This is a genomic window from Bacillus sp. ISL-51, from assembly GCF_018613535.1.
Lineage (GTDB): Bacteria > Bacillota > Bacilli > Bacillales > Bacillaceae > Bacillus.
On record NZ_JAGGQB010000013.1, the window covers coordinates 1 to 13,908 of the forward strand.

4 protein-coding genes are annotated in these 13,908 nt (G+C 33.9%); all 4 read right to left on the reverse strand.

Features of this window, described 5'->3' with window-relative positions; genetic code table 11:
* Nucleotides 1-1,638, reverse strand: a 1,638-nt coding sequence (locus tag J7E26_RS16260) for a condensation domain-containing protein (protein ID WP_214814411.1), incomplete at its 3' end; no start/stop codon positions are given.
* On the reverse strand, nt 1,616-7,396 hold the full coding sequence (locus tag J7E26_RS16265) for a beta-ketoacyl synthase N-terminal-like domain-containing protein (protein ID WP_214802063.1): 5,781 nt from the start codon (nt 7,394-7,396) through the stop codon (nt 1,616-1,618). The genes J7E26_RS16260 and J7E26_RS16265, both read right to left, overlap by 23 nt.
* A 30-nt stretch (nt 7,397-7,426) precedes the next feature.
* The gene (fabD, locus tag J7E26_RS16270; RefSeq protein WP_214802060.1) at nt 7,427-8,776 is read right to left on the reverse strand and encodes an ACP S-malonyltransferase; all 1,350 of its coding nucleotides are present in this window, start codon (nt 8,774-8,776) and stop codon (nt 7,427-7,429) included.
* Nucleotides 8,764-13,839, reverse strand: coding sequence for an AMP-binding protein (locus tag J7E26_RS16275; RefSeq protein WP_214802057.1), 5,076 nt, complete (start codon nt 13,837-13,839; stop codon nt 8,764-8,766). Before J7E26_RS16275 ends, fabD begins: the two co-directional genes overlap by 13 nt.
* Nucleotides 13,840-13,908 lie beyond the last annotated feature (69 nt).

The window sequence follows — 13,908 nt, forward strand, 5'->3', positions numbered from 1 at the left end:
CCCGCCAGCCTTGACGATCCCGCAAATCCCTATGATTGTTTCTATGTTCCGTTCCGCCATGATCGCTACATAGTCATCACGACCGATGCCCATCTGACGCAACTGAACAGCAAGTTCATTTGCCTTTGCATTTAGTTCCTGGTAAGTAATTTCCTTCCCTTCGGCGCATACAGCAACTTTATCAGGTGTTTGTGACACCTGATCTTCAAAGCGTGTCACAATATTCTTCTCTAAGAAATTAGATAGAGCTGTATTGTTAAATTTATTAAGGATTTTTTCCTTTTCCATTGAATTAGTTAAATTTATATTGTGAATCTTTTGCTCCGGTGATAACACCAATTCCTCGAATAATGTTATAAAACTATGCACCAATTGTTCAGCTGAGGATGAACTATAAATATATTTATTGTAAGTTAGATATAGATTAATCTTTGAGCCTGTTTCCTCGACCAGTAGGTTGTAGTCGTATTTTCCCAAGCCTAAATTTAATTTAATTTCATTAAATTCTGTATCACTAGTGGGTTTCTTTGCACGAGTATAATTAAAAAGGAAACGACATATATCGTATTTATCTAGATTGTGGTTCAAATTAAGCTCCAAAATCAGTCGCTCTAACGGAATTTTGCTATGTGCTTCTGCCTCCGTGTAAGTATTTTTTACTTTTTCCACTACTTCAATAAACATAGAATTGCTAGTTAATGAATCTTTTAATAGTGCAACATTAGCTATCGGTCCTACTGTCTCTTCTAAATCATTCATTCTTTTGGAAATGTAGGTTCCAAAGGTTACTTCGCTTTCTTTTAAATAAGTACTAAGAAATATTTGCAAAACTGCCATAAAAAAATCTCTTGGATCATAACCATATTGTAAACAAGTTTTATCCAAAAGGTTTACCAATTCTTTCCTCAGGGATATAGTATATTCTCCAGCTGCATATTTGCCATTTTGCCTTCTAATGAAATCAGTAGGAAGGTTTAAAGGTTGCAAATCACTTTGTAATTTTCTCTTCCAATACAATATTTCCCCTTCTAGTACTTCATCAGGTAATTCATTTTGCCACTCAGAGAAATCTGCGTATTGTAAAGGTAGTTCTGTATATTGAAAATTACTAGTGTTTTCATGCCCCTTATAAAAGTTAATAATGTCGTTACGAAGAGTCCCCTTAGATACCTCGTCACAATGGGAATTATGGATAGTAAATAAAAAGTAAGAACAAGATTCACTTAGCTTCAAATAAAACCCTTGACATAGTAAACGCTCCGACAACTTATCTGCAAAAGCCTTATTATTTATTTCTTTCAGAAAATCAATTGCCTCTTCAGAAGTTTTATGATTATTTGACCAATCTTCATGTCTTATAGTAAAATCCACTTCATCCTCAACAGACTGCATAACTTCTCCGTCTTTTTTCAAAAGCTTAGTTCGTAATACCTCATGTTTCTGAATTAAACTATTTATTGTTTTATTTAAGATCGAAACACTTAATTCCCCTTCTATTCGAAAAATTAAAGGAATATTATAGTAGGAAGGGCCCCCTGTATAGAGGTCCCCTCTTTCCTTTTCATCATCAAGCCATACTTTCTTTTGAAAAGAGGATCCTCTAAATAGCATAAAATCAGCTCCTTCTTCGTTTAACAATTTTCATTTCTTGTTTTGGAACCTCTGTAACTTGCAATTCACCAACAGTCATTTTTTGATTTTCACCAAATTCTTTTAATATATTATTTAATCTATTTACCATTCGATGCATTGTCTCACTTTTAAACAAACTATTGCTATACTCCAATTCCAAAACAATATGCTCACTTTTTTCAATAAAATTAAATACCAAATCGTATTTACTTTCTAATGAGTCATATGGAATTTCCTCAATCCGTGCTTTATCCACTACAACACCATCACTATTTGGATCATTCACATATTGAACCAAGACGTCAAATATTGGTGATCTACTACTGTCACGTACAACAGCCTCATTTTCAAGCATTAGAATAAATGGGTAATCTTGATGTTCAAGTGCCCCTAATGTTACTTGCTGAACCTTTTTGAAGAGCTGTGTAAATGTGTCGTTATCATCAATATTTATGCGTAAAGGTACTACATTAACAAAATAGCCTATTTGGTTTTGGAGTTGTGGATGCTCCCTTCCAGCTATGTTGGTACCCACGATAATATCCTGTTGTCCAGAGTACATATACAATAGAGAATAAACACTTGTAAGCAAGGACATAAACATAGTACCTTGGTTGAGTTCAGAAATATATTTTAGTTTATCCATTTGTTTCTGACCTAGTTTGCTAATTAACTTATTACCAAGTTGCCCTTTTATCAATGGACGCTCAAAATCAGTTTTGATATTCAGAGACGGTAGAGGCGCTGTCAATACATTATCCCAATATTGTTTCAATGTTGAATCACTCTCTACCTTTTTACGTTGCCACTCCGAGTAATCTGTGTATTTAATAGTTAGAGGTTGCCAGTCTGGTTTTAAACCTAGACTTAATGCTCGATAACATTCTTTCAAATCGTTTATGATCACATCCATTGACCACCAATCCGAAATCATATGATTAATAACGAAAACAAGTAAATGTGAGTTATTATCTTTCTTGGCAACCGTGATACGAACTAATGGGCCTTGTTCAAGAGAAATCTGTTGAGCAACCTCTGATTTAACAATTTTCATTACTGCTTCATCTGTATCTTTTTCACTGCTTAGATCGAGGTAACGATAAAGATTTGCTACATTCATGTTTTCTTTAATCGTTTGTTTCGGAACTCCATCTTTAACCACTATTTGTGTCTTCATAATGGAATGTCTGTTAATTAAGGCTTCTAATGATTGATAAAATAAGGCAATATCAAAGTTATATAACATGCATGCCCAAGTAATATTTAAAGCACTAGAACCTTCATATACCTGTGTTGACAACCATAAATCCAATTGTTTATAAGATAGATCATACAACTCCTGCGATGGCAATGCTGGAATAATTTGATTAATTGCTGAAGCTTCCTCTGATAACTGCGTACTTAAATACTCTGCTAGTTTACTAAGAGTAGGGAATGTCAAAATATCCGTAAGAGTAATAAGAACTTCTGACAAATCATATATCTTAGACACTAATAAAGTTGCTTTAAATGAGTCCCCTCCTAGTTCAAAAAAGTTATCTGTTAAACTCACTGCACTTGTTCCTATGACTTCTTCAACTGCTTGTAGAACAATTTTTTCAGAGTTGTTTTTGTAATGTTTGCATTCAGTTTTTTCAACTTCAACACAATAACTCCCAATCTCACTAGTAGTAGCGTCTTTCTCTAAGATTGATTCCTTAATGAACTTGCTACTAGGCTGAAACCAACATCTATTTCGTTTAAAAGGATACGTAGGAAGAGATATCACATGATTAGAATTATCTCTGTAAAGCTTTTGCCATTCAATATTTCTCCCCATGACATATAAAGAACAAATTTCATATAAGTTCAATTTATTAATAGGCTCACGGGCATCAAGGTTAGCAATTAGCTCACTGTTTTGAAGATTTTCTGGAATAGTTATTTGCTCATCTGAATTTCCATAAAAGATGCCATTTAACTGTTTATCCTTCCAATTTTCTGAGAGTATGTACGTCAACTTAGTAATAAAATCATCTGAGCTACTTATTACAAATGCTAATCTCTCGTTATAATGCCCTCTTCCTACATTAGTTGTATAACTTAACTTTTCTATATCTATGTCATTATTTCTCTTCATAAATTGATGATATTTTGAGACTAATCTATATAAGGTGTCCTCATCTCTTGCTGAAATAGTCACAATATATTCTTGTTTGATTGGTGTACTTATCTTCTCAATAGGATTGTGTTCTTCTAATACAACATGACAGTTGGTACCACTTAAACCGAAGGAACTGATGCCGCATCTTCTAGGTATACCTTCTTCTATCTCCCAATCCCTTAGTGTATCGTTTAAATATAATGCCGATTCTTCCAAATCCATTAAGCGGTTTGGTCTACTGAAATTTATTAAAGGTACAATTTTTTTATGCTTTAACGAGAGAGCTGCTTTAATAATACTTGCAATACCGGAAGCTTGATACGTATGTCCCAAGTTAGTTTTTACGGAACTTAGAGCACAAAATTGACTTTTTTCTGTATATAAACCAAAAGCTTTCTTTAACGCTTCATATTCAATTAAATCTCCTAATTTAGTTCCTGTACCATGTGCTTCTATATATGTAATAGTTGAAGGATCAATCTTAGCATCTTTCCATGCCTTCACAAGCACTTCAGTTTGTGTATCAGCCCGTGGAGCCATGACACCCATTCCTGTGCCGTCTTGATTTATTGCACTACCTTTTATAACCCCATGAATATGATCTCCATCTTCTAGCGCTTGCTTTAATGGCTTTATTAATACAGCACAAACTGCTTCTCCTTCTACAATCCCATCCGCAGTATCGTCAAATGCGCAAATTTTAAAGTCCTGAGAGGTAACCCCTACTTCGCTTTCAGGTACGTAAGTAGGTACTAATTTAATTTTTGCACTACTAACTATAGCCGTTTCACACTCACCATTACGTATACTCTTTATGGCCGTATTTAAAGCAACTAGGGAAGACGAACAAGCGGTATCTACAACTAGACTTGGTCCTTTTAAGTCATACATATAAGACATGCGTCCTGCCATCATTGAAACTAAATTACCAGCTAAAGCCAATTTGGTTAATGACGGATTAGAATCACTGATAAATCTTCTATAACTGTACGTATAGTCTTCAGCATATCCTACAAAAACTCCCGTATTACTACCCGACAACCTATGTCCGCCATAACCGGCTTCTTCAATTGCTTCATGGACAATTTCAAGAAGATTTCGCTGTACCGGATCCATCAGAGTTGCCTCTTCTAAAGATAGGTTGAAAAACTCATAATCAAACTTATCAATTTCTGAGAGATAACCTGCTTTTTCGTACTGTACATTCTCTATGTCCATTCCAATTTGACTTACATATTGAGCAAGGTCAGCTTTACGCTGTTCAGGGATTTCACTAACACAATCCCTTTGAGAGCTAATATTTTCCCAGTATTGTTCCAAATCATCAGATAAAGGAAATTTTCCCGCCATACCAATAATAGCAATATCATCATCAAGATCATTTTGTTCATGCACCTTCGTGATATCTTGTTGACTTGCTTGTTCTTGTGATATTATTCCATCAATATGTTGAGCTAATTTGAACAGGGTTGGATATGAAAATATATCAGCAGGTGATAGCTCAATACGAAAACTTTCATTAATCTTTGAAAACATGTCGATAACTAATATTGAGTCACCACCGAATTCATAAAAGTTTTCATGAATATCTAGTTCTTCAACTTCTAATGTACTCCTAATAATCACCCCAAGCCTTTTCTCTGTAGGTGTATAAGAGTGACCTGTGCGCCCTTTCAACTTAATTTCTGCCTGTTTTTCTGTAAAAATTTCTGGTTGTTCTACCCTTTTAAATTCTTTTGGACTTTCAGGAATATCAACCCAGTATGACTGGCTTTGAAAAACTGTAGAAGGTAGTCTTACTCTTTTTCTTTTTCCCGAAACATATAACTCATCCCACGGAACTTTTAAGCTGTTTATGTAAGCTTCGGCAACGATTTGCAACTCCCTCTCTGTATTCTCAGCGTTTAAATCTAGATTATTTAACACCTTTACATCACTATAAGAATTTGCATTTTCCTCATTACCAACCACATTATGATAAATATTTGGATTGTTTATTTCCCCTAAATCTATTTCCATAACTTCAGTTAACAACTTCTCAAGCTGGTCATAGTTTGAGAATATTATAGCTAGTCTTTGCTTATAATGATTTCTTCCTACGCTTGCGGTAAAGCATACATCCTTCGGATTATACTTTTTAATTTGATTAAATTTATGAATATAACGCTTAACTGATCCCTTTAAAACCTCTTCAGTTTCTCCGGACAAAGTTAAAATATAATTTTCTGTGGACTGAGAATTTAATGGCTCCACATCTAATTCTGGCTCCTCCAAAATAATATGACAATTAGTTCCACTAAACCCAAAGGAACTGATTCCACAGATTCTCTTGTTTGTCCTAGGTTCCCACTTTCTGATACATGTATTTACATACACTGGAGACTCTGAAAATTCAATAGATTTATTGGGCATTTTGTAATTAATAGTTGGAGGTAGAACTTTCTCATTTAAGGCATATAAACACTTAATCAATGAAGCTAACCCAGAAGCATCGTATAAATGTCCAATGTTGTTTTTCACTGAACTAATCGCGCATAATTGCTTTTTGGTGGTATATTTTGAAAATGCCTTATTAATTCCGTCTATTTCAATAGGATCCCCCAAAATAGTTCCTGTACCATGTGCTTCAATATATGATATATCTTCAGCTGAAACACCGGCATCTTTCCATGCACGCTCTATCACATCAGCCTGTGAATCAGCATTAGGTGCAGTAATACCAATTGAATTACCATCCTGGTTAATGGCTGTGCCTTTAATCACTGCATATACATGGTCTCCATCAGCTTTAGCTTTATGAAGAGGCTTCAAGAAAATAGAGATTGCTCCCTCTCCTAAACCTGTGCCAGCTGCATCATTATCAAAAGCCTTCGTACTTCCATCTTTCGTTTCAAATCCTACCTTTCTTCCATCTTCTACAGGGAGGACGTGGAGTCTTACGCTACCAACAAGAGCTGCATCACACTCACCATTTCTAATAGCTTGACAAGCAAGGTGTACCGATACTAATGATGACGAACAAGAAGTGTCCGTAACTACGCTTGGTCCTTTTAAATCTAGCAAGTAAGATACTCTACTTGGAATAATAGATTGAAGGTTTCCTGTGAGACCAGTCTCATAGAGATTCGGATCTACATTTGTTAAAATATCAAAGTATTTTGATCCTCCCAGATCGCTAATCCCAGAATATACACCAATCCTTTGGCCACTTAGCTCCTGCATACTATACCCAGCATCTTCAATGGCCGCAGAAGTTTGCTGTAAGAAAAGTCTTTGCTTAGGATCCATCATTTTCGCTTCTTTTGGTGAAAGATTAAACTTTTTAGGATCGAACGCCTCTATGTTATCTAAGTAAGCTGCCTGAGTGTAGTTGATCTTATCGGTTTCTATCCCCATGAATTTTAAGTATTTGTCAGCTTTTTTTTTTCGTTTCTCTGGGAGCTCTCTTACGCACTCCACACCATTTAATATATTCTGCCAATATTCATCCGCATGGTCAGCCAAAGGCATTTCAGCAGATATACCAATGATAGCAATATCTTTAGAATCTAGTTCGTGCAATTCTATATCTATTTCATCATTATTTTTTATCTCTGAAAGATTAAAGAATTTTATACTCAATATGGAAACCTCCATTTAACGTTCTACATTTTATAAAACATAGCCTTTCTTCTTACTCAACTGTTCAATAATCATTTTGAAACGTATTTCTTGCTCTGTGTGTGATAGTTTTTTTGTTTTAAATATCTGATATAATAGTTGCAGAGCTTCAGTAATTTCTTGATCATTTGGTTTTCGTTTTTCTCTTTCCAGTAAGGCTTGCAATTTGCGAATTCTTTTATAGGACTCTACAACACCCGTTTTATAAGCAATTTGATCAAAGTTCTTATTAGGTGTCGATACAGCACTAGCTAGACATAGAGTTACCACTGTATTACCTTCTACGTCATATGGTTCCAACCGTACCCGACTTTTATGATTTATTTCTATAGCTTGTTTAATGCATTCTTGCATAATAGTGATTAATTTTTGCTCATTCTCAATTTGTAATGCTTCTTTACCTGTAAAATTTTCAATCAGGTTTGATATTTTAGGGATATCTTCTAAATGATCATAAGAGTAAGCTTTAATATTGCTCATACAACTTTTCACTAAATTTCTTAATACATAATTTGGACCAATTTCGATAATATACTTAACCTCGTTCTTATTCAGAAAATCTACAGTTTTTTTCCACATGACCGGGTTAACAAGGTGCTGAGATAGCCCTGTAATTTCATCACAATTTTTATATGGTTGTGATGTGAGATCTGATATTACTGGATATTTCATATCATGATAGTTATATTTTTTAAGCTCTTGCGTAAATTTCTCTACAGCGCTTTGCATTAAAGGGCTATGAAAAGGTGCACTAACTTTCAATTTTGTAAACTTAACCGATTTGTTATTATTTAGATCCTCTTTAATTTGAGCTAATACTTCTTGACTTCCTGAAATTACAATTTGATCATTAGAATTATAATTAGAGATACATGCAACATTTCCATTGACGGAATATTCAGCACATAAATTTTGTATTTCTGTAAGAGACAAACCTTTGATAGCGGCCATTCCTCCTGCAGATTTTTCGCCTACCTGTTGCATAATTTCTCCTCGTGCTCTTACCAATCGTATACCATCACTAAACTCAATAGCCCCTGAACATGCTAAAGCAGTAATTTCTCCTAAGCTATGTCCTGCCATGAAAGAAGGTTCTAAACCTTCTTTAGTCAGGACTTTAAATGCTGCATAAGATACAGTAAAAATAGCAGGCTGTGCATTGTGAGTTTGTTTAAGTTCATCAATACTTGATTCAAAACATAATTTCCTCATATCAATGCCAATTAAATCGCTAGCTTCCTCATAAATTTGGCGTACTATTGCATGTCTTTCATAATGCTGTTTGCCCATTCGTGGATATTGTGACCCTTGACCAGGAAAGATAAATGCTATTTTTCCCAATTACTTTCTACCCCCTTCAGTAGACTAATATAATCACGAACCAACTCTTTTGCTTTTTCTTCTTTTAAAGTCGCTTCATCATATTCACAAATAATTTCAATTTGAGTTCCATAATCATCTATCATAAAGGTATAATCATAATTTTCTACAATATTAACTTTAGAAAATTTTGTAGGCTTCTTAATAAATGCTGGAATAATTGAAAATTCACTTCTCGTCATAACAACTGACCCCACGTCACTGATTGCATATTTATGAAATAAATTTTTCTTTTGTAACTTCTTAAACAACTGTTCAAAGTTTTCTAATTGTTCAAAGTCTACTTTTGCTGAGTAGGCTTCTTCACTTCCATCTATTAATTGAACACAAATTGAACTTTCACCAGACACTTGATTAAATAGATACATATAAAAAGCAGCCATAAAATCAAACATGTTAGTATTTAACTGCTTTGCAATTTTTCTTAATGTGTCCGTAAGTACCTCATCAACTGTGAATGAAAAAGAACGATGTTTTTTACGCTTTACTCCTTGTATGAAGTGTTCTTCAGATAACTTTAGTGCCTGCACTTCAATGTAACTCTTCGTTCTTGAAAGTTTTTTGCTCATAAATTTTGCTAATCCAGAAATAGATGTATTTGTAAAAAGATCTGTTACTTGAATTAGTTTCGGATAAATTGCGTCGATCTTTGCTCTTACATTTTGAACAAGTAGAGAATTACCTCCAACATCAAAGAAGTTGTCATGGATTCCGATGTCAGACCTCTCTAAAACATCCTGCCATATCTCAGCTAGCACTCTTTCCATTTCCGTTTTTGGGCTAACTAATTCTTTAGATTCAAATTCGTACACAGCAAATTTCGAAAGTGAATTTTTATCTACTTTACCATTAGCAGTTAGAGGTATTTCAGAAACTTGTGTGAAGTATGCTGGCACCATATAATCAGGTAGCTCTTTCATTAATTGTTGTTTTAATTCGTCTGTATTTATTTTTAAATCTGAAACAATGAATGCCGACAAATACTTTTTCCCATTTTTATCAACTTGGTCTATTACAGCAACATTCTTGACCTTTGGTTGTTTCATTAAGCAATTTTCGATTTCCCCAAGTTCAATACGATATCCTCTAATTTTCACCTGACTATCTTTTCTGCCTAAAAACTCAATATATCCATCTTCTAATATTCTGCCGTAATCCCCAGTTCTATAAAGCTTTCCTAGATTTGGATGTATAATAAATGCATTCTCTGTTTTTTCTGGATCATTCATATATCCTTTTGCAACTCCAATACCACCGATATATAACTCTCCAGGAACATCCAGATGGCAAAAATCTCCTTTATAATCCAATACGTAAAATCTTTGATTGGCTAAAGGCATTCCATAGGGAATACTTTTCCAATCTTTTTCTTGCTGACTAATTGGGTAATATATCGACCAAATAGCTGCTTCAGTTGCTCCTCCTAAACTATAAACATTCGCATTTTCAAAATAACTTTTTATTTCTTTTGGAAGCGATAAAGGAATCCAATCCCCACTAAGCATTACTACTCGTAAGCTTCCACCATTAGCTTTGTTACCTTCCTTTAATTTTACGCATTCTGTTTCTGGTTCTGATAATTGAACGTTCCAAATTTCGTTAGTTTGAGTAGTTGCATGGTCTATTAACCCAACCTCAATGGAATGAATTAAAACCTGGTTATCATCGATTTGGAATAAATCTTTAATAGAGTTAAAATTAATTTCTCCAATAGAACAAGTTCCTAAATTGAGCATATTAGCAACACATCCTAAGGTATTTGCAATAATTCCAGCATCAATACAGGCGTAAAAGTAACCTGCACTTTCGTATTTAGGCATTGTCGCTTCAGCATTATATATTAGATACATAGTTACAGCTGAAGAATTAAATATGGATTTATTAGCATAGTACTGATTTTCATCGGTAATTGTGCATGCCTCATTAACTAAAGTAATACTGTTATCAATTGGACTATAGTAATAAATACCTTTTTCTAAGTTTTCCACTCGATCTTCTTTAACGTAGAGATAAATATCAATTGGATATAAGCCACCCGCACTTGGATAGTAATAATGAATTTGTGAATCCTGTCTTTTTTGTTTTAATACAGACAATAATTGTGAGATTTTTGAAAGTGGCAATTTTTCTTGTTCAATAAATTTTCTATGTGAAGACCTATTCTCTATAAATTCTGGAAATTTATACTTCTGATCTAACAGGAACTTCTCACCCGTTAGCTTCAACTTTCTATTTAACTGTTTTTCTTTAAAACTCTCATAGGCCTCTGGATTATACTTAATATCCTCATCATAAGGATTATCAAATAATTTATTTTGCGATTTAAATACATCATGCGGACCAAGGATAGAAGATACAAAAATACCGTTGTCCATTGCTTCTTGTACAAATGCTTCTATTTTCTGTTCCGGTATATTTCCAAAATAAGAATGAATTTCATCTATTGTTCTACCCTTTTGCATATAGAAATAAAATTTTGGTAATAAAGAACGCACTTCAGGAACAATATGAGTATATTGTTCTTCATCCCATTCAAAAGCTGGTGACCAATAATACTTCTTTATATTATTTATGTTAGTTTCACTATAATCATTTTTCTCTAATTGTTTACTCTCTGGTACCCCTGTTGATGTTAACGGATATTGGAGATTTTTAATCATCATATCCATAATTGCCGGAACTGAATTCCAAATAGTGATTTGGTATTTTTCAATCAATTCATACACATTATCCATATCCCTTTGATCTTTTACCATTACCAATGTAGCACCGGCTGCAAAGGTTCCAAAGATGTCATATACGGATAAGTCAAAACACATTGAAGACAAGCCTAATACTTTATCCTTTTCATTTACTTGAAACTTACGGTTAATGTCTAGAACAGTATTAGTTGCAGCGCCGTGGGTAGTGATTACACCTTTTGGTCTTCCTGTACTTCCCGAAGTATAGATTACATATGCAACACTTTCTGTTGTAACTTTACTTGTTAAATTTTCAGTTGAAAGGGTGTGTAGTTTCTCTTGTGTTTCAAAATCTGGAGTCAATATAAATTTGCATCCACTATGTTGCAACACATAGCTTCTTCGTTCTTCTGGATGCTGAGGGTCGATAGGAACATACCCCCCTCCTGCCTTCAAAACCCCAAGGATATTTATTATGGATTCTTTACACCTTTCAGACAAAATTCCGACTAACTCGTTCTCTTTCAAGCCAAGTTGTTGAAGTTTACGTGCTACTTGGTTAGATCTTTCATTTAGCTCCTGATAAGATATTCTATAGTTACCGTCAATAACAGCATCATTATTTGGTGTCTTTTTTGCCTGTGATTCAAATAATTTATGTAAAGGCTTGATATTAATTTCCTCATCCGTGTCATTGTATTCTGCTATTATTCTTCTTTCACGTTCAGAAATACCTGTAGGTTTAATGTCTGTCTCATTACAAATAGAGAACAACACGTCAATATATTGATTAAAAATTTCCGATACCAACTTTTCTTCTAATAATTCTGGTATATAATCCCAGACAATAAGTAGTTGACCATCCATTTCAGATGCCTGATAGTCTAAGTAAACTTGAGGGGTTCTTGTTACTGCATGATTTATATCTCCTAGTTTTCCCCATCTACCCCACATCTCAGTTTTTAATGCACTTGTAAAGACAACTGGAATAACAGCTCGATTGCCATAAGCATTCAGTTTTGATAAGTCTCTAATGAATTCCGTACCATTATATAAACTGTGTTCTACTCCATTCTTAATGTTTTTCTGAACACTTTTTACTTGAGACCAAAATGAATGATCTTGACTAAAATCTGAATCAAGTTGGATAGTAGACGTAAAGTCTCCGATCAAATCATTAACATCTTTATTAAAGGCCTTCTTAAAGGAAACACGGTTCGAAACTGTTAAATTAATTGAGAGTTTGGACTGATTGCTCCACGAAGATAAAACAAGTAAATAGATTGTACACAGAATAGAAGATGGTGTTACGTCATGCTGCTTAGCTATATCCTTAAGGTTCTCCCACTCTAATTTTGATATTAGTTTCTGTATACGCTGAAATTTTGGTCTATCGATTTGTGAAATCCTTGTTTTCAACGGTAAATTTGGGGCTAGTGGGAAATTAGATAACTTCTCCTCCCAATATTTTTTATCCCTTCTATAGACATCGGAATTTCGTAGTTCATTATAAGCTAGTTGGTAGTCACGGAAAGAAAATACACTTTCTACGACTTCAAGCATTTCATTCGAATAATATTTCATAATTTCCGAAGCTAGTATATCCAGGCTGGCAGCATCTAAAATTAGCATATCCAAACTAATCAGCAAATAATGAGTATCTACGTTATATTTTAAAGCCTTAAATTCAAATAATGGCCATACTTCTGGCATAAATGTTTGAGTAGATATTCTCTCTCTCTCCATAATTAATTTCTCTTGAAACTCATGCTTGTCTAAATTAGAAAAGTCTTCATTTTTAATTATGTATTGTGGAACATTTTCTAGAATTCGTTGATGATTTTCTCCAAAAACTGCTCTTAGCATCGCATGTTTCTTTATGACTTTCTGTAAAGCTCTATTTAACTTCGAAATATCTAATTTTGTTTTAAGTTCAATATAAACTTGTGTTGAAATACCGCCTAGCTCATATTCCTTACGGCGTCCTGCTAAATATGCTGCTTGAATCTCCGTAAGTGGGAAATCTTCATACCTATTCTCTACATCAGCTCTTGCCTCAAGAATAACCGCCCCTTCTGAAGGAGATTCTTTTTGTTTAATCATTGTTGCTATATCTTCTATAGTCTTACATGCAAATAATTTATTGGGTTCAATATAGATTTTAAACGTAGACTGAATCAATGAAGATATATTTGTCATTTCAATTAAATCTAAACCACAGGTTTCTAAATTCGAATTCACTTTTAAATTAGCAACATTTGTTTTAAGTATTTGTAGTAGCTGTTCTATTTCTGGTTGATCCTTCTTCTGTTCTTCTCCATCAAGTTTATTTAACGCTTTCATAAAATGACCTCCTTCTTTTTACATTAAATAGATGTAAGATACAACCAATAAATGATTAGCAAAATGAGT